Annotated in this window: 18 protein-coding genes; 9 read left to right on the top strand and 9 right to left on the bottom strand. The window is 69.9% G+C overall.

All coding sequences use genetic code 11. From position 1 onward, the window contains the following. The first annotated feature begins 1 nt into the window (after window position 1). Window positions 2–772 (top strand): slipin family protein, encoded by a 771-nt coding sequence (locus tag QNJ30_09255; GenBank protein MDJ0943640.1) that lies wholly within the window; start codon window positions 2–4, stop codon window positions 770–772. Between the two features lie 151 nt (window positions 773–923). Here the strand turns inward: QNJ30_09255 and QNJ30_09250 are convergent, their stop codons facing one another. Then, a complete protein-coding gene (locus QNJ30_09250) occupies window positions 924–1,343 on the bottom strand; it encodes an HIT family protein (protein MDJ0943639.1) in 420 nt (139 codons plus the stop codon). On the opposite strand from QNJ30_09250, the gene QNJ30_09245 reads away from it, so the two are divergent. Beyond that, entirely contained in the window at window positions 1,342–2,403 is a 1,062-nt protein-coding gene (locus QNJ30_09245; GenBank protein MDJ0943638.1) for a ligase-associated DNA damage response exonuclease, read from the top strand. The genes QNJ30_09250 and QNJ30_09245 overlap by 2 nt on opposite strands. Further along, a complete protein-coding gene (locus QNJ30_09240) occupies window positions 2,400–3,980 on the top strand; it encodes a cisplatin damage response ATP-dependent DNA ligase (protein ID MDJ0943637.1) in 1,581 nt (526 codons plus the stop codon). The genes QNJ30_09245 and QNJ30_09240 overlap by 4 nt, the downstream gene beginning before the upstream one ends. A gap of 1 nt (window position 3,981) precedes the next feature. Here the strand turns inward: QNJ30_09240 and QNJ30_09235 are convergent, their stop codons facing one another. The 4 genes from QNJ30_09235 to betI all read right to left on the bottom strand — a co-directional run bounded on the left by QNJ30_09235 (window position 3,982) and on the right by betI (window position 10,141). Next, window positions 3,982–5,379 (bottom strand): DUF3179 domain-containing protein, encoded by a 1,398-nt coding sequence (locus QNJ30_09235; GenBank protein ID MDJ0943636.1) that lies wholly within the window; start codon window positions 5,377–5,379, stop codon window positions 3,982–3,984. Between the two features lie 219 nt (window positions 5,380–5,598). Continuing rightward, a complete protein-coding gene (locus QNJ30_09230; GenBank protein MDJ0943635.1) occupies window positions 5,599–7,236 on the bottom strand; it encodes a M28 family peptidase in 1,638 nt (545 codons plus the stop codon). A gap of 492 nt (window positions 7,237–7,728) precedes the next feature. Further along, window positions 7,729–9,390 carry a choline dehydrogenase gene (betA, locus tag QNJ30_09225; protein MDJ0943634.1) on the bottom strand — a complete coding sequence of 554 codons (1,662 nt, stop codon included), beginning with the start codon at window positions 9,388–9,390 and terminating at the stop codon, window positions 7,729–7,731. A 157-nt stretch (window positions 9,391–9,547) separates the two neighbouring features. After that, the gene (gene betI, locus QNJ30_09220) at window positions 9,548–10,141 is read right to left on the bottom strand and encodes a transcriptional regulator BetI (GenBank protein MDJ0943633.1); all 594 of its coding nucleotides are present in this window, start codon (window positions 10,139–10,141) and stop codon (window positions 9,548–9,550) included. Window positions 10,142–10,397: 256 nt separating this feature from the next. On the opposite strand from betI, the gene QNJ30_09215 reads away from it, so the two are divergent. The 5 genes from QNJ30_09215 to QNJ30_09195 all read left to right on the top strand — a co-directional run bounded on the left by QNJ30_09215 (window position 10,398) and on the right by QNJ30_09195 (window position 15,064). Continuing rightward, on the top strand, window positions 10,398–11,345 hold the full coding sequence (locus tag QNJ30_09215) for a choline ABC transporter substrate-binding protein (GenBank protein ID MDJ0943632.1): 948 nt from the start codon (window positions 10,398–10,400) through the stop codon (window positions 11,343–11,345). 96 nt (window positions 11,346–11,441) lie between these two features. Continuing rightward, a complete protein-coding gene (choW, locus tag QNJ30_09210; GenBank protein MDJ0943631.1) occupies window positions 11,442–12,302 on the top strand; it encodes a choline ABC transporter permease subunit in 861 nt (286 codons plus the stop codon). 3 nt (window positions 12,303–12,305) lie between these two features. After that, window positions 12,306–13,529, top strand: a complete 1,224-nt coding sequence (gene choV / locus QNJ30_09205; GenBank protein ID MDJ0943630.1) for a choline ABC transporter ATP-binding protein — start codon at window positions 12,306–12,308, stop codon at window positions 13,527–13,529. Next, complete coding sequence (locus QNJ30_09200; protein MDJ0943629.1) at window positions 13,519–14,334, top strand: transporter substrate-binding domain-containing protein; 816 nt, start codon at window positions 13,519–13,521, stop codon at window positions 14,332–14,334. Before choV ends, QNJ30_09200 begins: the two co-directional genes overlap by 11 nt. A 10-nt stretch (window positions 14,335–14,344) precedes the next feature. Beyond that, window positions 14,345–15,064, top strand: a complete 720-nt coding sequence (locus QNJ30_09195; protein MDJ0943628.1) for an HAD family hydrolase — start codon at window positions 14,345–14,347, stop codon at window positions 15,062–15,064. 89 nt (window positions 15,065–15,153) lie between these two features. On the opposite strand, the gene bmt is transcribed toward QNJ30_09195, so the two are convergent. Then, entirely contained in the window at window positions 15,154–16,218 is a 1,065-nt protein-coding gene (bmt, locus tag QNJ30_09190; protein MDJ0943627.1) for a betaine--homocysteine S-methyltransferase, read from the bottom strand. A 141-nt stretch (window positions 16,219–16,359) separates the two neighbouring features. Between bmt and QNJ30_09185 the strand changes: the two genes are divergently transcribed. Beyond that, window positions 16,360–17,940 (top strand): hypothetical protein, encoded by a 1,581-nt coding sequence (locus tag QNJ30_09185; GenBank protein ID MDJ0943626.1) that lies wholly within the window; start codon window positions 16,360–16,362, stop codon window positions 17,938–17,940. Window positions 17,941–18,052: 112 nt separating this feature from the next. Here the strand turns inward: QNJ30_09185 and QNJ30_09180 are convergent, their stop codons facing one another. The 3 genes from QNJ30_09180 to QNJ30_09170 all read right to left on the bottom strand — a co-directional run bounded on the left by QNJ30_09180 (window position 18,053) and on the right by QNJ30_09170 (window position 19,297). After that, window positions 18,053–18,271, bottom strand: a complete 219-nt coding sequence (locus QNJ30_09180; protein MDJ0943625.1) for a hypothetical protein — start codon at window positions 18,269–18,271, stop codon at window positions 18,053–18,055. Further along, window positions 18,268–18,876: a hypothetical protein gene (locus tag QNJ30_09175; protein ID MDJ0943624.1), complete on the bottom strand. Its 609-nt coding sequence runs from the start codon at window positions 18,874–18,876 to the stop codon at window positions 18,268–18,270. The genes QNJ30_09180 and QNJ30_09175 overlap by 4 nt, the downstream gene beginning before the upstream one ends. A 178-nt stretch (window positions 18,877–19,054) precedes the next feature. After that, window positions 19,055–19,297, bottom strand: coding sequence for a hypothetical protein (locus QNJ30_09170; GenBank protein ID MDJ0943623.1), 243 nt, complete (start codon window positions 19,295–19,297; stop codon window positions 19,055–19,057). Window positions 19,298–19,569: the final 272 nt, after the last annotated feature.

Genomic DNA, 19,569 nt, shown 5'->3' with positions numbered 1-19,569 from the left:
CGTGTTTTGGGTCTTCGTTGGAATCCCGGTCGCCATCCTGGCGCTGATCGCGGCCTCGCTTAAGGTCCTGCCCGAATACGAACGTGGGGTGGTGTTCCTGCTCGGCCGCTTCCAGACGGTCAAGGGGCCGGGCCTGCGCCTCGTGGTCCCGGTCATCCAGCGCATGGTCCGGGTCGACCTGCGGGTGCGGGTCCTGGACGTGCCGACCCAGGACGTGATCTCGCGTGACAACGTCTCGGTCCACGTCAACGCCGTGGTCTATTTCCGGGTGATGGATGCCGAGAAGGCGATCATCCAGGTCGAGGACTTCATGCTGGCGACGAGCCAGCTCGCCCAGACCACCCTGCGCTCGGTCCTCGGCCAGCACGAGCTGGACGAGATGCTGGCCAAGCGGGAGAGCCTCAACAAGGACATCCGGGTCATCCTCGACGAGCAGACCGACGCCTGGGGCATCAAGGTCGCCAACGTCGAGCTCAAGCACGTCGACCTGGACGAGAGCATGATCCGCGCCATCGCCAAGCAGGCGGAGGCGGAACGCATTCGGCGCGCCAAGATCATCGATGCGGAGGGTGAGCAGCAGGCCGCGCAGAAGTTCCTGGAGGCGGCCCAGACCCTGTCCCGGCAGCCCGAGGCCATGCACCTGCGCTACCTGACCACCCTGCACGAGATCTCCAGCGAGCGCAGTTCCACGATCATCTTCCCCTTCCCGATGGACCTCAAGGGCGTCTTCGAGCGCCTGACCGGCCCGCGCGGCGACGGCCAGGGGGACTAGCGGCGGGCCACTTGCCGTTTCGCTTCGGCTATGCTGCCTAACCCACTGTCATCACCGGACTTGATCCGGTGATCCATGTCGGGGAAGGGCGCCGAGCGGTGCCATGGATGCCCGGATCAAGTCCGGGCATGACAGCAGGAGGAACCTGAGATCAGAACTGCGCGGCCAAGGCGCTCCGCAAGGCCTCGACCCGCGCCGCCAGGGCGTCGGGCGCGTAGTCCTTGGGCGGCAGCACGCCCCAGACCGGCTTCGGCCAGGCCGGGTCGTCGTGGAAGCGGGCGATGACGTGGACGTGGAGTTGCGGCACCTGATTGCCCAGGGCCGCGACGTTGATCTTGTCCGGCCGCAGGCTATCTTCAAAGACGCGGCTGGCGGCGACGATCTCCCGGGTCGCCAGGGCCAGGTCGGCGGCGTCCAGGTCGTGGAAGTCCCGCAGGCCCGGACGCTGCGGCACCAGGACCAGCCAGGGGAAGTTGGCGTCCTTCATCAGAAGGATCTGCGACAGCGGCCCGGTCGTCACCGCCACGCAGTCCGCCGCAAGGCGTTCGTGAAGCTGGAAGTCGGTTGGCATGCGCGAGAGTCCAAGCAAAGCGGAAGGTTGGCTCAGAGTAACCCCGAAGGGCCTCTATTGCGAGCCGGGGGACTTCTACGTCGATCCGGCGCGGCCGGTGGCGCGGGCGGTGATCACCCACGGCCACGCCGACCACGCCCGGCCCGGCCACGACGCGGTGCTGGCGACGCCCGAGACCCTCGAGATCATGAAGGCGCGCTACGGCGATGCGGCCGGCAGACAGCATCAGCCCTTGGCCTACGGCGCGCGCCAGGACATCGACGGCGTTGCGGTCGGCTTCGCGCCGGCCGGCCATGTGCTGGGCTCGGCCCAGGCGGTGCTGGAGTGGCAAGGCCGGCGGGTGGTGGTCTCGGGCGACTACAAGCGCCGGCCCGATCCGACCTGCGCCGGCTTCGAGGTCGTGCCCTGCGACGTCTTCATCACCGAGGCGACCTTCGGCCTGCCGGTCTTCCGCCACCCGCCGGACGCCGAGGAGGTCGGCAAGCTGCTGCGGGCCCGGGAGACCTTCCCCGAGCGCTGCCTGCTGGTCGGCGCCTACGCCCTGGGCAAGGCCCAGCGCCTGATCGGGCTGCTGCGCGCGGCCGGCTACGACCGCCCGATCTACCTTCATGGCGCCCTGAAGAAGCTGACCGAGCTCTATGAAACCCTTGGGATTTCCTTGGGCGAGCTGCGCCCGGCGATGGGCCTGGCCAAGGCCGAGCTCAAGGGTGAGATCGTCCTGGCGCCGCCCTCGGCGCTCAACGACCGCTGGTCCCGGCGCCTGCCGGAGCCGCTGACCGCCATGGCCTCGGGCTGGATGACCGTGCGCCAGCGCGCCCGCCAGCGCGGCGCCGAGCTGCCCCTGGTGATCTCCGACCACGCCGACTGGGACGAGCTGACCCGGACCCTGGAGGACGTCGGCGCGCCCGAGGTCTGGGTCACCCACGGCAACGAGGAGGCCCTGGTCCACCACGCCCGCGGCCGGGGCTTCGCGGCCCGCGCGCTCTCCCTCCTGGGCCGCGGCGAGGAGGAGCAGGAGGGCGGGGACGCGTCTGGCGCGCCGGGGGAGGGCGCGGCGTGAAGCCCTTCGCCGAGCTCCTCGACCGCTTGGTCTTCACCCCGGCGCGCAACGGCAAGCTGCGCCACCTGGCCCAGTACTTCGAGGCGACGCCCGACCCGCAGCGCGGCTACGCCCTGGCCGCCCTGACCGGCGCCCTGTCCTTCCGCGCCGCCAAGGCCGGGCAGGTCCGCGCCCTGGTCGAGAGCCGGGTCGACCCGGTGCTCTTCCGCTGGTCCTACGACTTCGTCGGCGACCTGGCCGAGACCGTGGCCCTGATCTGGCCGCAGCGCCCCGGCGCCAACCGGCCGCCGGACCTGGCCGAGGTGGTCGAGACCCTGCAGGACGCCAAGCGCGACGAAGTGCCGGGCCTGCTGGAAGGCTGGCTCGACGCGCTCGATTCCGGCGGCCGCTGGGCCCTGCTCAAGCTGATCACCGGCGGCCTTAGGATCGGCGTCTCGGCCCGCCTCGCCAAGACCGGCCTGGCCGAGTGGCGGGGCGCCGAGCTCAGCGAGATCGAGGAGATCTGGCACGGGCTCGAGCCGCCCTACACCGAGCTCTTCGCCTGGCTGGAGGGCCGCGCGCCCAGGCCGGAGATCGACCGCCGCGCCGTCTTCCATCCCCTGATGCTGGCCAACCCGCTGGAGGACGCCGACCTGGCGAAGCTCGCGCCCGCCGACTACCTGGCGGAGTGGAAGTGGGACGGCATCCGGGTCCAGCTCGCCGCCGGCGGCGGCCAGGCCCGGCTCTTCTCGCGCAGCGGCGACGAGATCAGCCACACCTTTCCCGACATCGTAGAGGCCGCCGGCTTCGACGCCGTGCTCGACGGCGAGCTCCTGGTCCTGCGGGAAGGCGAGGTCGCGCCCTTCAACGACCTGCAGCAGCGCCTGAACCGCAAGGCCGTGACCGGCAAGCTGCTGGACGCCCATCCGGCGCACCTCAGGCTCTACGATGTATTGCACCTGGGCGAGCGCGACCTGCGCCCCCTGTCCCTGGCCGAGCGGCGCGGGGCGCTGGAGGCCTGGTACCGGGAGACCTTGCCGGCGCGCATGGACCTCTCGCCCCTGGTGCCCTTCGAGACCTGGGACGACCTGGCCGCCCTGCGCGCCGAGGCCCGGCGGAACGGCATCGAGGGCCTGATGCTCAAGCATCGCGACAGCCCCTACCAGGCCGGCCGCCCCAAGGGCCCCTGGTTCAAGTGGAAGCGCGACGCCCTGCTGCTCGACACCGTGCTGATGTACGCTCAGCGCGGCCACGGCAAGCGCTCCTCCTTCTATTCCGACTACACCTTCGGGACCTGGCGCGCGGGGACGGAGGGCGAGGAGCTGGTGCCGGTCGGCAAGGCCTACTTCGGCTTCACCGACGAGGAGCTGAAGCAGCTCGACAAGTGGGTCCGCGACCACACCACCGAGCGCTTCGGCCCGGTGCGCGCGGTCGCGCCCGGCCTGGTCCTGGAGGTCGCCTTCGACGCCGTGCAGCGCTCCAAGCGTCACAAGTCGGGCCTGGCCATGCGCTTCCCGCGCATCCACCGCATCCGCTGGGACAAGCCCGCCGCCGAGGCCGACAGGCTGGAGAGCCTGGAGAAGCTGGTCGAGGAGTAGCTCAGCCGTCCTCGGCGTAGAGCTCGCTCTCCACCCCCAGGTAGCCGTCCCAGGCGAACCAGTAGGCGATGTGCCCCGGGATCCTCGGCAGGCGCGTGCCGTCCGGGCCGACCAGGGCGTCTTCTTCCAGGCGCCAGAGCCCGCCCGGGCCGGAGAGGCGGCCGCGGTCGACGCTGGCCTCGAAGCGCCGGCCGTCGCGGGCGTAGGCGCGCACGCTACGGGTGCGGGCGTCGCCGATCAGGACGACCTCCTGCTGACCGACCCGATCGTTGATCACCCGGCCCTCGCCGAAGGCCGTGACCGGCCAGGCCTTCGCTGCGCCGACGCTGCGGATTCCGAAGACGTAGTCCTTCTGCTTCAGGCGGGTCTGGTCGACCAGGGCCGGGAACATCAGGTTCGGGCTGGCGAAGTAGTCGTGGTAGACGACGCCCGAGCCGTAGTCCCGGCTGTGTCCGGTGTCGAGCGACAGGACCCGGGTCTCGGGTTTGCGCGCCCGCCAGCGGCCCCAAGAGGTTATGGCGACCGGGCGGATCTTGAGCTTGATGCCGCTGCCGGCCAGGGGGCCGACCACTGGCTCGCCGGTGAACTGGTTCCAGAGGCTGTCGGTCTCCCGGTCGAACATCAGCTTGTTGGAGCGGTAGAGGAAGCCCGAGGAGCCGAAGACGAAGGGCGCGGCGCGGCCTTCGACCCGGGTCTCGAAGAGAATCCCCGCGCCGCAGAGGGTGCAGTAGGCCAGCGCCACCGGCACGCCGCCGATGGTCTCGTTGAACATCTCGTGCCAGCCCATGATCCGCAGCGGATAGGCCCGGGCGTCGCCGTTGATCTCGACGCCGAAGACCAGGTCGTCCTCGCGCAGGTAGTCGGCCTCGGCCGCCGCGATCAGCTCCGGGTCGTCGAGCGAGGGGATGCCGTCGACCGCGACCCCGCCCCAGGTGATCTCCTCCAGCCGGATACGCATGGTCTCCGGCTGCGAGGCCCAGGGGACCAGGAACCTCAGGAAGCGCGGATCGATGGTCGCGAAGAGCTTAAGCTTCAGCGTGGCGTAGCTGGGGTGGGGCGCGACCTCGGGGTGGGCCTGCTGCCACAGCATCCAGTCGAACCAGCTTTCGGCCTCGTGCCCGGTGAGCGCCCTCAGGGTCGCCGCGATCTCGGCTTTCGCCGTTCCGGCGTAGCGCAGGGCGAGAATCAGCGCCGGCGCGATGTCGCGCTCGCCGCGCGCCTCGAAGGCTTCGAGCGCCGCCAGCAGCTCGTCGCGGCTGCCGAAGACCAGGTCGTCGCTGTGCCGCGCGATCTCGCCGTCGGTCAGCGCGCCGGCCGGGAAGGGGGCCGCCGCGAGCAGGACGGCGAACCAGAGCCCGGTCGCGTTGGGCAACAGGGACTTCAGAGGAGTGAAGCGCATCGACCGAATCCTCCAGCCGGTAGCAGCGCGCGGCGCCCGGCCGTGCGAGGATTCTGATCTGGGGTTCCAGGTCCCGATTGCAGGGCGTCCTCGCCGGATTGTGAGCAAGCGTGTGCGGACCCCGCAACCCGGCGCGGAAAGAAAAAGGGGTGGCGCAGGGCGCCACCCCTCGAGGCGTTCTGGAGGCGAGCCTTGTTCCCGGCTGCCGTCGGCCCCCTCCTACCTGCGCAGGTGGTTGCCGAGATACTCGAAGTCGTAGCCGGTGGTGGTGCTCACCGAGCTCGAGAAGGCGCTGAGCGCCGCCGCCGGCGGCGCCGGCGGGAAATCGCTCAGGTCGGCGAAGCCGAACTGCAGCATGACGTCGGCCGCGACCTTGCTGTTCAACTCGAGCGCTTCCAGCGAGACGTTGTCGATGGTGTCGCAGGGTGTGTGGTAGCAGGAGTCGTACTGCTCGCCGGCGGTGCCGCCGTACTCCGCCGCCTGCTCTTCGGTCTTGATGCCCTCGGCGCCGGTGAAGAGGCCGCCGGCCGGGATGCCGACCGCGATGAAAGGGCCGTAGTCGGAGCGTCCCGAGAACTGGGTCGGCTGGGAATTGACGCCGCGGGCCAGGAAGGCCTCGATGAAGACCTGCTCGATGATCTCGGACCCCGGAGGACCGGCGGGCTCGATGTCGGAGCCGTCGCCGTCGTAGACGAAGGGCACGTAGTTGGGCGAGCCGATCATGTCGAAGTTCAGGTTCATGGCGATCTCGGCCTGCGCCTCCGCGGTGAGGTTGGCGACGTAGAACTCCGAGCCGAGCAAGCCGGACTCCTCGGCGCCCCACCAGGCGAAGCGGATCCGGTTCTTCAGGAGGAAGGAGAAGGGCCTCAGCTTCCGGGCGATCTCCAGGAGCGCGCCGGAGCCGGTGCCGTTGTCCGAGATGCCCGGGCCTTCGGCGACCGAGTCCAGGTGCGCGCCGAGCAGGATGACCGGATTGTCCTTCTGGTGCGGCCAGGCCGGCAGGTCGGCGATCAGGTTCTCGGTCAGGCGGAACTCGGACAGAGCGTCGACCACGATGCGGGCTTCGGCGCCGGCTGCCGCTGCGAGCTCATTGCCGATGGCGAAGGTCGACCCCACCACGGGGATGTCGACGTCGGGGAATTGCAAGGTTCCGTTGATCGCACCGGTGCGTCCGTCCTGGCCCTCGTTGAAGATGATCACGCCGGAGGCGCCTGCAGCCTCGGCGTTCTGCGCCTTCAGGAGGAAGCTGCAGCTGCCGCGCTGGACGAGCGCGATATTGCCTGCGGTGAAGCCGTCGAAGTCCTCGGGCTCACAGCCGCTGGTCGAGGTGTTGGGATCCGGCGCCGGCGGCAGCACCGGATCGATGAGCTCGATTTTCTGTGCGCCTGTGTCGCCGCTCCCGGAATACTGCATGGTGAAAAAGCCGTCGGCATCGTTGGCCGGGTAGACCGTCGGGGTCGGGCTGACCTGCTCGAGGACCGCTTCGCTCAGCTCCTCGAAGAAGGGGAACTCGAACTCCTGGCGTGTGACCTTGTAGCCCTTTTTCCCGGTCAACTCGGCGACATAGTCGACGGACTGGTCGTAGCCGGAGGTGCCGGACACGCGCGTGTCGTCGTTTTCGTCGGCGATCGCCTGCCAGGCCTCCAAGTGTGCGTTGACGTTCTCGACCTTGATCAGCCTGTCGAAGACCTTTCTGACGGCCTCCTCGATATTCGCCCTGTCGTCGTCATCGTCATCGTCGTCGGCCCTGGCGTCGGTAACGGCCAGCGCCGCGACCAGGCCTGCGACAAGCAGAACGCTTGTCAGACTCGTGAAGAGCTTGAAGCGCTCTCGCACGCCTTTGGATTCGTCGGTCATGAGACGAGTTCCCTCTTTCTTCGTTGCGGGAGAGTTTGCCTCTTGTTACGACCGCCTTCACTCCGTGCCCGACGCCGACGGGACTGCCTGTCCAGATGCGGCAAGCCGACCCGGCCCTAAACGCGCCGATCCGACTTCAACCGTGATGTGGGATGAAAAACGAGCACTCCCTGACCTCCGGTGGACTTGCAACCATCCGGCGTCTCCCTTCTCCGGACGGCAGGCCGAGCCCCCTTCTTCGTGTTGGTCGAGGGCCTCGGCAGTCCTCACTTCTTGCCGGCGGAGTTTAGACACAGCGCCTGGTAAACGAGAAGTCAATTGTAGGGCTGCTAGCGAAGATAGAAATTTTCGAGCCCAGGCTGTGTCGCGGGCACAATTTTATTGCTCAGATTGCGGTATATGCATGGCATATCTCAAGTGCGGCTCGGCGGCCGACTCGACGCGCTGCGCGCGCCGGTTGTCTAGGCGGGAATCCAGGAGTGTGCAAGCGCGTCAGCGCTGCGCCGTCTGCCAGTGCGGATGGATCCAGGGTTCCTGGTTCGCGGGCGGCAGGGGATCGCGGCCGAGGATGTGGTCGCTGGCCTTCTCGCCGACCAGGATCGAGGGCCCGTTGAGGTTGCCGTTGGTGATCTGCGGGAAGATCGCGGAGTCGGCGACTCTGAGGCCTTCCAGGCCGATCACCCGGCATTCGGGATCGACCACGGCCCCGGGGTCGTCGGGCGCGCCCATGCGGCAGGTGCCGCAGGGGTGGTAGGCGCTCTCGACCGACGCGCGGATGAAGTCGTCCAGCGCCGCGTCGCTCTCCGCCTCCGGCCCCGGCGCGATCTCCGGCCCGCGGTAGGGGTCGAAGGCGGGCTGGGCGAAGATCTCCCGGGTCAGGCGGATGCAGGTGCGGAAGTCGGCCCAGTCCTCCGGCTGCGAGAGGTAGTTGAAGCGGATCTCCGGCGCCGTCTCGGGATCGGCAGAGCGCAGGCGGACCCAACCGCGCGACTTGGAGCGCATCGGCCCGACGTGGGCCTGGAAGCCGTGGGTCTCGGCCGGCGCCTTGCCGTCGTAGCGGATCGCCACCGGCAGGAAGTGGAACTGGATGTCGGGATAGCTCACCCCAGCCTTGGAGCGGATGAAGGCAGCCGATTCGAAGTGGTTGCTGGTGCCGTGGCCGCGCTTGAACAGCAGCCACTCGGCGCCGATCCGCGCCTTGGAGACGAGGTTGAGCTGGGAATAGAGGGTGATCGGCTGGCTGCAGGCCTGCTGGACGTAGAGCTCCAGGTGGTCCTGCAGGTTCTCGCCGACCCCGGGCAGGGCGTGCAGCGGCGCGACGCCGGCCGCCTTGAGGCGCGTCGGATCGCCGATGCCCGAGAGCTGCAGCAGCTTGGGCGAGTTGATCGCGCCGGCGGCGAGCACGACCTCCCGCGTCGCCCGGGCCAGGATCAGGCGGCCCCCTCGCCGGTACTCGACGCCGATGGCGCGCTTGCCGTCGAGCAGGACCCGCTGGACCAGGGCCCGGCTCACCAGGCGCAGGTTGGATCGCTTCGAGGCCGGCTGGAGATAGGCCTTGGCGGCGGACCAGCGCCGGCCCTGCCAGACCGTCATCTCCATCGGCCCGAAGCCTTCCTGCTTGGCGCCGTTGTAGTCCGCGGTCAGCGCGTAGCCGGCCTGGCGGCCGGCCTCGACGAAGGCCGCGTAGAGCGGGTTCGCCCGCGGGCCCCGGGTCACGTGCAGGGGCCCGCTCTCGCCGCGCCAGCCGGCCTCGCCGCCGTGGCTCGATTCCAGCCGCTTGTAGTAGGGCAGGACGTGGCGGTAGCCCCAGCCGGCGGCGCCGGCCGCCTCCCAGCCGTCGAAGTCGCAGGCATGGCCGCGCACGTAGACCATGCCGTTGATCGAGGAGGAGCCGCCGATCACCTTGCCGCGCGGGCAGGCCAGGCTGCGCCCGCCGAGCTGCGGCTCCGGCTCGGCCCGGTAGCCCCAGTCGTAGCGCTTCATGTTCATGGGGTAGGAGAGGGCGGCCGGCATCTGGATCAGGGGCCCGGCGTCGCTGCCGCCGTGCTCCAGCAGCAGCACCCGGTGGCGCCCCTCTGCGCTCAACCGCTCCGCCAGCACGCAGCCCGCCGACCCGGCCCCGACCACGATGTAGTCGTAGCTTTCCGCACTCATCGCGCTTCGCCGCCTTCGGGGCGCGCACACACCCCTGCCGCCTTTTCCACTGTCATCACCGGGCTTGACCCGGTGATCCATGAGAGTCCGCGCTCGACCGCGTCCATCGGGCGGTCGCCGATGAAGGGCTGCGGCCGGGGCAGGGTCCGGGCTGCGGTCACGGTCGTCGCCCCGAGGCAGAGATCTGGGACTCGACGTACTCCCGGGCGATGCGCCGGGCCGCCTCGGCGTCCATGGTCCCGCCGGCCAGGGCGGCGTTGAGCCATAGGCCGTCGATCAGTGCCGCCAGGCCGGCGGTCAGGCGCTCGGCCTCGGGTCCCGGCAGGAAGAGCTTGAAGGCGTGCAGCAGGTTGCTGCGCAGGCGGCGCTGGTAGATCCGCTGGATCCGCAGCAGGCCGGGCGACTGCCGGACCATCGACCAGAAGGCGAGCCAGGCCGAGACGACCTCGGGCACGCACTGGGTCGGCGCGAAGTTGGCGTCGATGATGGCGTGGACCCGCGCCTGCGGGCCGCGGGCCCGGGCCAGGCGCGCCACCGCCTCGCCGCGCAGGGCCTCGACCAGGCTCAGCATGGTCGCCTCCATCAGCCCGGCCTTGTCCTGGAAGTAGTGGGCGATGATCCCGGCCGAGAGCCCGGCGCGGCGGCTGATCCGCTGCACCGTGGTGTTGGCGAAGCCGTCCTCGTGCATCGAGGCGATGGTCGCGTCGATGAGCTGGCGCCGCCGGATCGGCTCCATCCCGAGCTTGGGCATTACTGCCGCCCCAAGAGGTCGTCGAAGTTGGCCTTTACCCTAGGTGTTTTATATTGAACGTTCAATCAATAAAGAACTATAGTTCCGGTCCGGAAGGCGAGTCGGAACTGGGAGGGCTGACGGCCGCGTCGGGTTTCCTCTAGACTTCCGGGACAACAACAAGCCCCGCCGTTCGGCTGCGGGGCGCGCGCGGCAGGACGCGGCGGGCCGACAGGGGCCGGTGCCGGAACCTGCGTCTAGGGGAGGTTGGAAAGTCATGATCGCCAAGCGTTTACTCGCCGTCCTTTCGCTGTCGCTGCTGGTCGCCGCCGGCGCGGCCCGGGCCGCGGAGCCGGAGTCCTGCAAGAAGGTCCGCTTCTCGGACGTCGGCTGGAGCTGCGTCACCGCGACCACCTCGATCGCGGTCTCGATCCTGGAGGGCCTGGGCTACGAGACCAAGGTCGACGTGCTTTCCGTCCCGGTCACCTTCCAGGGCTTGGCCAACAAGGACATCGACGCCTTTCTGGGTCTCTGGCTGCCGACCCAGCAGAGCATGATCGATCCCTACTTCGAGAAGAACCAGATCTCCCGGGTCGCGACCAACCTGGAGGGCGCCAAGTACACCCTGGCGGTCAACCAGGCGGCCTTCGACGGCGGCGTGAAGACCTTCGCCGACCTGGCCGCGAACAAGGACAAGTTCGACGGCAAGATCTACGGTATCGAGCCCGGCAACGACGGCAACCAGATCATCCAGGACATGATCGACAACGACGCCTTCGACCTGAAGGGCTGGGAGCTGGTTGAGTCCTCCGAGCAGGGCATGCTGGCGCAGGTCGACCGGGCCGGGAAGCGCAAGGACTGGATCGTCTTCCTCGGCTGGGAGCCCCATCCCATGAACCGGCGCTTCGAGATGGCCTACCTGGACGGCGGCGACGACTACTTCGGCCCCAACTTCGGCGGTGCGACGGTCTACACCCTGGCGCCGGCGGGCTACAGCGAGACCTGCCCCAACGTCGGCAAGCTGCTGCAGAACCTGACCTTCTCCCTCGACATGGAGAACGAGATCATGGGCTACATGCTGGACGACGGTATGGACCCGGCGGCCGCGGCGGTGAAGCTGGTCAAGAACAACCCGGACCTGGTCGACCGCTGGCTCGAGGGCGTCACCACCATCGACGGCAGTGGCGACGGCGCCGCGGCGGTGAAGAAGCACCTCGGCATGTAGGCCGGCGCCAGCAGTGGACTCACGAAAGACCGGGCGGTCGGCTCCCCTCGGGACCGGCCGCCTCTTGCATTCGGGCCGATGGAAGGGAAGGCGCCCATGGACTCGCTGACGGAGCAGATCGAGGCCTTGAAGATCCCCGTGGGCCTTTGGGGCAAGGATTTCATCGATCTCCTGACCACCAACTTCGCGACCGCCTTCGACCTCGTGTCCCAAGCCATGGAAGCCATGATCGACGGCCTGACCGACGGGCTGCTGTGGTTTCCGCCCCTGGTCCTGATCGCGATCATTGCGGGCCTGGCCTATTGGCTGCAGCGCTCCTGGTGGCTGGTCGGCGGGGTCGTGGTCTCCTTGCTCTTCATCATCAACCAGGGCTATTGGGAGCCGACGATCAACACCCTGGCGCTGGTCGGGGTGGCGACCTTCCTCTGCATGCTGCTCGGAGTCCCGATCGGGATCGCGGCCGCGCATCGGCCCTGGCTCTACACGGCGATCCGGCCGGTCCTGGACCTGATGCAGACCCTGCCGCCCTTCGTCTACCTGATCCCCACCGTGGTGCTCTTCGGGCTGGGCGTCGTGCCGGGCTTGATCTCGACCGTGGTCTTCGCGATTCCGGCGCCGATCCGCCTGACCTACCTGGGCGTCTCCTCGACCCCCAAGCAGCTGACCGAGGCCGCCGAGTCCTTCGGCGCGACCAAGCAGCAGTTGCTGTGGAAGGTCGAGCTGCCCCACGCCATGCCGACCATCATGGCCGGCTTCACCCAGGCGATCATGCTGTCCCTCTCGATGGTCGTGATCGCCGCCTTCGTCGGCGCCGGCGGCCTGGGCACCTACGTCGTGCGCGGCCTGCAGCAGTTCAAGCCCGACATGGGCATCGAATCCGGCCTGGCGATCGTGATCCTGGCGATCCTGCTGGACCGCATCTGCAAGCAGCCGGAGCGCAAGGCCCGGGGAGGCTGAGGCATGGCGATCGTCGCCTTCGTCGACGTCGACATCGTCTTCGGCAAAGACGCCGAGCGGGCCCTGCCGCTGCTCGACCAGGGCCGCTCGCGCGACGAGATCCTGGAGGCGACCGACTGTGTCCTCGGCGTCGCGGGCGCCAGCCTGGAGATAGACGAAGGCGAGATCTGCGTCCTCATGGGGCTCTCCGGCTCCGGCAAGTCGACCCTGCTGCGCGCGGTCAACGGCCTGAACCCGGTGACCCGGGGCCAGGTCCTGGTCCGCGACGGGGAAGAGATGATCGACGTCGCGCGCTGCGACGCTGCCACCCTGCGCCGCCTGCGGACCGACCGCATCGCCATGGTGTTTCAGCAGTTTGCGTTGCTTCCTTGGCGCACCGTGGAAGAAAATGTCGGGCTCGGCCTGGAGCTGCGCGGCATGGCGCGGGAGGAGCGCCGTGCCATCGTGGCGGAGAAGCTCGAGCTGGTCGGCCTGGCGCAGTGGAAGGACAAGTACGCCCACGAGCTTTCCGGCGGGATGCAGCAGCGGGTCGGCCTGGCCCGGGCCTTCGCCACCGACGCCGACATCCTGCTGATGGACGAGCCCTTCTCGGCACTCGACCCGCTGATCCGCACCCACCTCCAGGACGAGCTGCTGGAGCTGCAGCGCCGCCTGAAGAAAACCATCATCTTCGTCAGCCACGACCTGGACGAGGCCCTGAAGCTGGGCAGCGACATCGCGATCATGGAGGGCGGCCGCATCGTCCAGGTCGGCCGGCCGGAGCAGATCGTGCTCGATCCGGCCAACGACTACGTCGCCGAGTTCGTCGCCCACATGAACCCGCTCGACGTACTGCGCGGCGCCTCGCTGATGACGCCCCTGGCGGCGCTGCGGCGCGAAGGCGAGGCCGTCCTGCTGGACCGCGAGGGGCGCTTCCGGGTCGAGCTCGACGGCGCCGGCGCGCCCAGCGCCGTCAGCCTCGACGGCCGGGCCGGCCGCCTGCTCGCCTACGCGCCCGACCAGGACCCCGAGGCCTGGCGCGACGCGGCGCTGATCACCGCCTCGACCGAGATGACCCTGCGCAGGGCGATCGAGCTGCGCCAGGCCAGCGGCCATCCCGTGGCCCTTTTGGAGAACGGCCGCCTTGTCGGGGTCTGCGGCGATGACGAGATCTATAAGGGTATCCTGCGCCAGGCCGCCCTGGCGCCGGCCAAGACCATCGGGGAGGAGGCCACCGATGCGGACTAGCCGCGTTTTCTGCCTGCTCGCGTTTCTGCTCTGCCTCGCCGGCGGGGCGGCGGCGCACTACGTGCGGCTGGACGAGGAGCTGGTCACCAAGGGTACCCTCACCGTCGGCCTCGGCCTCTCGGGCCGGCCCTTCGCCTACCGCCAGGGCGGCGAGGTCAAGGGCTTCGAGGTCGAGATGGCGCGCGCGGTCGCGGCCGCCCACGGCCTGGAGCTCGAGATCAAACAGCTGCCACGGGCCAAGCTGCGGGCCGCCCTCGAGGCCGGCGAGGTCGATGCCATCAACACCCTGCCGCTCAAGCAGAAGGCCCAGGCCGAGGGCCTGGTCCTGCTGCCCTATCTCGCGGTCGGCAACCACATGCTGATTCTCAAGGGCAACCCCTTCCGCATCAACGGCGCCGATGACCTGGGCGGACGGACGGTCGCGGTGACCGGCGGCACCTCGGCCGAGGTCTTCGCCCAGGCGCTCAGCGACGAGCTCCAGGCCGCCGGGCGGAGCAAGATGCGCATCCATTCCTTCCCCAACCACCGCCACACCCACATTCCGGTTTCCATGGGCCACGCCGCCGCCTACTTCGTGCACACGGTCAGCGCGATCGCCACCACCCGCGATCCCGAAAGCCGCATGATGCTGGTCGAGGGCGTGTTCCGGGCCGAGCGCGAGGTCGGCTTCGCGGTGCGTGAAAAGGGCTCGAACATCCACCACGCCATCGAGCACGCCATCGCGGCGGCGGTGGCGACCGGCAAGTACGAGCGCATCGTGGTGGAGTCCGGCCTTCCGCGGGACCTCTCCGCCTTCAAGAAGTGACGGGCAGACAGTGACGGCAGCCCCCGGGCGGATCCGCGGCGTCCTCTTCGACAAGGACGGGGTCCTGATCGACTTCGAGGCGACCTGGGACCCGGTCAACCGCCGCCTGGCGGCGGCGATGGCCGGCGGGGACCTGGCGCTGGAGGCGCGCCTGCTCGCCGCCGGCGGCTACGACGGCGAGACCGGATCCTTGCGGCCCGGCACCATCCTGGCCGCCGGGACCTCGCTGGAGGTGGCGGCCGCCTGGATCGACCACCTGCCGGCCTGGGAGGAGGCGGCGCTGGCCGCGGAGGTCGACCGCTTCTTCGATTCGACCAGCCCCGAGCTCACGGTCCCTTTGCTGGACGTGGCCGCGCTCTTCCAACGGCTGAAGGGCAGGGGGCTCGCGCTCGGCGTGGCGACCAACGACAGCGCGCTCGGCGCCCGGCGCGGCCTGGAGCGGCTCGGCGGCCTCGCCGCGCTCGACTTCCTGGCCGGCTACGACAGCGGCCACGGCGCCAAGCCGGCGCCTGGCATGGCCGAGGCCTTCTGCCGCGCCACCGGCCTGGCCGCTGCCGAGGTCGCGGTGGTCGGCGACAACCTCCACGACCTGGAGATGGGCCGCGCCGCCGGCGCCGGCCTCCTGATCGGCGTCCGCTCCGGCACCGGCGACCCGGCCGCTCTGGCCGCGGCCGCCGATCACGTGATCGACGGCGCCGCCGAGCTGGAGGCGCTGTTGGACGGGCTCTGAGGTCGTGGTGGCGGGCAAGGCAGGAAGGTCTAGCTTCTGTCGGCGCCTGGCGGCTGACTTGCGGCCAATGCGCCGCGGGGCGCCCGCCGTTAGAACCGCGGGGTGTCCTCGCTGCCGGCTTCGCGGCGGCGGCCGCGGCGACGGCGGCCCTCGCGGTCGGGACGTTGCAGAAGGCCGCCAGCCTGCTGCTGCTCGCTGGCGCCGGTCGAGATCGCGCCGAGGCAGGCGACGACCTGCTCCAGGCTGGGCTTGGGCCCTCGCTCGTAGCCCGACAGGGCCTCGTGCATGGCCGCGAGGTGCATCGGCGTCGTGCCGCAGCAGCCGCCGATGATCCGAGCGCCGACGTCGAGGGCCATGCGGGCGTAGTCGGCCATGAGCTCCGGCGTCCCGGTGTAGTGGATCTCGTCCTTGACGAACTCCGGAATGCCGCAGTTGCTCTTGGCCACCAGGACGTCGTCGGGATCGGCCGACTCGGCCATGTTGAGCAGGGCAGCGACCAGTTCGGCGGCGCCGACCCCGCAGTTGCCGCCGTAGGCGACCGGGCGCGGGTCGAGCCGCTTGACCAGGGCCGCGACCTCGCCCGGCATGACGCCCATCATGGTCCGGCCGTTGGTGTCGAAGCTCATGGTGCAGACGATCGGCAGGCCGGTCGCGCCGGCGCCCTCGACCGCGGCCTTCAGCTCCTCGACCGAGGACATGGTCTCGACCCAGAGCAGGTCGCAGCCGCCCTCGGCCAGGGCCTCGGCCTGTTCACGGAAGGCGGCGAGGCCGTCGGCCGCGCTGAGCGGACCCAGCGGCTGGAAGAGCTCGCCGGTCGGGCCGATCGATCCGGCGACCAGGACCCGGCGCCCGACGCTGTCGGCGGCCCGGCGGGCGAGGCGGGCCGAGGCGGCGTTGAGCTCGGTGACCCGGTCCTCGGCCTTGTGCAGCTTCAGCCGATGCCGGGTGCCGCCGAAGGAATTGGTCAGGATGATGTCGGCGCCGGCATCGACGAAGGCCTTGCCCAGGTCGTAGACCGGCTCGGTCCGCTCGACGTTCCAGAGCTCGGGCGCGTCGCCGTGACCCAGGCCGGCCAGGAAGAGATTTGTGCCGGTCGCGCCGTCGGCCAGGAGCCAGGGGCGCTCTGCCAGCATTTCGTGAATCGGATCGGTCATCGGCCGGCCTTTCGAGAGCCGCTGGGAGTGAAAAGGGCGCTGCTCATAGCATAGTGCCGCCCGGCTTGGAAGCACGGGCTCTTTTGCTTTGGCGCCGGCTGGCGCAGACTGGATAGGCAAGTGTTTCGGAGGTTTCGAGTCATGAGACGGTTGTTCTGTGTCCCGGCCTGTGTCCTGGTACCGCTGGCGGGTCTGGTTTTGATGGGTTGCGAGGTCCTGGACTCGGAGCCTGCCGAGACCGCGTCCGCGACCCCGACCAGCGCGCCCGGGGCCACGGCCGTCGCCGTGGCGGCACCGGCACCCGGCCCGGCCTCCGGCGACTGTGCCGCGCGGCCGGACAAGGACTGCGTCCTGGCTCTGGCCCTGGCCGAGGTCGACAGGACCGATGCCGAGGCGAGCAGCCAGCTCGCCGCACTCGGCGCGGCCTGGTCGAAGCCTGAGCTTCTGAAGGAGGCCAAGGCCCTGGCCGCCAGCCGGCCGATGGGCACCGGCCGGGCCTTCAGCATCATCGCGCGGCGCCAGGGCGAGCTCGGCCTGGCCCAGGAGGCGGTCAAGACGGCGGGCAAGATCCCCTGGATCACCGAGCGCTCCTCGGCCCTGGCCAAGGTGGTCGAGGCCCTGGCCCAGCGCGGCGAGTTCCAGGCCGGCCTCGCGGTCGCCGGCAGGATCCCGGTCAGCGAGTACAAGGCCCTGGCCGTGGCCCACGTCATCCGGCTGCAGGCCGAGGGCGGCGAGATCAAGCTCGGTCTGGGCGCGGTCCAGAAGCTGAGCGGCAAGGGCCGCGACCACCTAGAATCCCGGACAACGGCCTTCTCCTGGATCGCGCTCAGCTTCGCGCGGCTGGGTCGGACCGAGGAGGCCCTGGTGGCGGCGCGCAAGATCCGCAAGTCGGACTTCCTGGCCCCCAACCTGGCGGGGGTGGCCGCGGTCGCCGGCCGGCCGGAGCTCTTCGCCGAGGCCGTCGCCGTGGCCGAGAAGGCGCCCAGCACCCTGCGCGACGCCGCCTTGGCCGGAATCGCGCCGCGCATGGCCGATGCCGGGCAGCTGGACGAGGCCCTGGCACTGGCCAAGCAGATCGAGAAGACCAGCTGGCGCGAGGCGGCCCAGGCCGGGATCGTCCCGGCCCTGGCCAGGTACGGCCGGACCCAGGAGGCGCTGGACCTGATCCAGGAGATCACCTTGCCCTTCATGCGCGGCTCGGCGGTCTACGGCCTGGCCACGGTGGCCGAGGACGAGGACCTGGTCCGTCAGCTGCCCTTCCGCGCGCACCGCCTGGGCGCCAAGACCGGCTTCGAGGTCAGCAAGGGCGTGGCCGGCCTGCTGGCGGCCCGCGGCGATACCGCCGCGGCGGCCAGGTCGGCCAAGCGGATCGCCGAATCCGGCCGCCGCGCCGAGGCCCTGGCCGCCCTCGCGCTGCTGTCCGGTGATCGGGGGCTGCTGGAGACGGCCAGCGCCGACAGCCGCGGCTACGCGCCGGCGCTGCACAACCTGGCCGAGGCGCAGGCCTGCCTGGGCGCGCCGGCCGAGGCGATCGAGACGGCGAAGCGCGAGGAATCGCGCGAGGCTCGCATTGAGGCCCTGATCGACGTCGCCCGCTGCCTGCCGCCCGAGGGGCCCTATTGGGCCGAGGACCGGCAGCGCCGCGAGCTGCGCCCGGACCTGCCGCCCTATGGCTTCTCGCCCTGGTCGCCCCAGGGCGCCACCTTCGCCGCCACGGAGTAGGTGGTTCCAGGTCTCTACCGCAGCTGCATCCCTCAACCGCTCGCGGCCGACGCCGCTTCCACCCTCTGCCAAGGGGAGAGGGTGAGGGGAATCTCCCGTCCCGCCGCTGCCTTCAGAAGCTCCGGATCTTGATCACCTGATCCGCCGGGTAAGGGTAGATGAAGAAGGGCCCGACCCGGATATCGCCGGGCACGATCTCGGCCCCGCAGTTGCCGTGGTCGACCACGACGGTCTCGCTGCTCTTTTCGTCGGCCTTGAAGCGGCCGCTCAAGGCGGCGCGGTCCACCACCACGCCGTCCTGATCGATGAAGCTCAGCCAGACCGCCGTCACCGAGGTGAAGTCGTCCCGTCGAAGACCTCGTCGGCGTTGTCGAGCCCGGTCACGTCGAAGACCTCGCCGTCCTGGTTGATTGCCGTGCCGATGATCTCGCCGACCAGGGTGGCGACGGGAAAGGCGTCGTCGATCTCGGGCGGGAAGGGCGCCGGACGGTCCCGTTCGCTGGTCTCTCGCCGGGTGAAGATCAACTCGCCGCTGGCGAAGGTGTAGGTGGTGTCGCCGCAGACGATCGGGAACGCGGCGAAGTTTGCCAGATCGAACACGTCGACGGTGACCGGCGCTGCGCCGTCGTCGTCGTCCCGGATGCCCAGCCGGCCGTCGTTGATGTCGACGCGCAACTCGCCGTCGATCAGGCTGGTCCGGTAGCCCGGTCCCCTGTGGCGCAGCTCGTCCTCTGCTGCCTCCAGCACCAGGCGATCGCCGGTGATGCGCAGTGACCCGCTCGGCGCATCGATCTTGATCCGGCTGCGGGCGCTGCGCCGGTCGTCGTCGTCATCGTCGTCGTCGAAGGCGGGCGCCGGCCCGGCCGCGCCGACCAGCGCGAACACCAGAGCGAGCGCAGCAACCAGCGCGCTACGCTGCGCTTCCCTTGAAGTCATCGAAAGACCTCCCCGTCGTTCCGTTCCTACTGCAAGTCTTGATTGCTTGGTTGGCAGGAAAGTATAGCAGGGATTGCCAAGGCGGCCTAGCCGACGAAAGAGGTCCGGCAACCGCAGGTGGCAGGCCTTTGGCCAGAGGGCGGTGTCGGTCTTTCGGCCGAGCCCGAAGGGGCCCGGGTCAGCGGGCGTAGCCGCCCCACTTGCCGCGGCCGTCGAAGACCGGCTCTTGCCCGGCGCCCGCACCGGGCGCGGCGGTCCCGCGATCCGCCGCCAGCTCGGGGGCGTCCGGCAGCTTCGGGTCGCTCACCAGGCCCCAGGCGGCCAGGGCGAGGATCGCCGAGAGGCCGAGATAGAGCCGGATCCGCGTCCCCTCCGGCGCGCGTCCGGCCGGCTGAAAGCTCTGCGGCTTGGCATAACTCATTTGAGATCTCCTCATCCGAAGCTTGGACCTGTCCTTGGCTTGGCATTGCCGGCAGGTCCAGTCTTGGAAAAGAAATGCGGCGCGTCGCCGCGCAGCGCAAACGACGAATCCCTATCAAGCAGGTCAGAAAATCTAATGCGAGAACAGAGCAGGTCTTCAGCCGGCAGGGCCGAGCGTTCCGTCTCCGCCGGGTGGGGGCCGCCGTCCGCTTGACGGCGGCCCCTCGAAGGACGCGGGCTCGGCCCGGCGTCTCAGTCGGTGTGGATCAGCCA

It is taken from the genome of Kiloniellales bacterium, from assembly GCA_030066685.1.
In the GTDB taxonomy this organism is placed as follows: Bacteria; Pseudomonadota; Alphaproteobacteria; order Kiloniellales; family JAKSBE01; genus JAKSBE01.
This window is presented reverse-complemented; position numbering and strand designations above follow the sequence as displayed.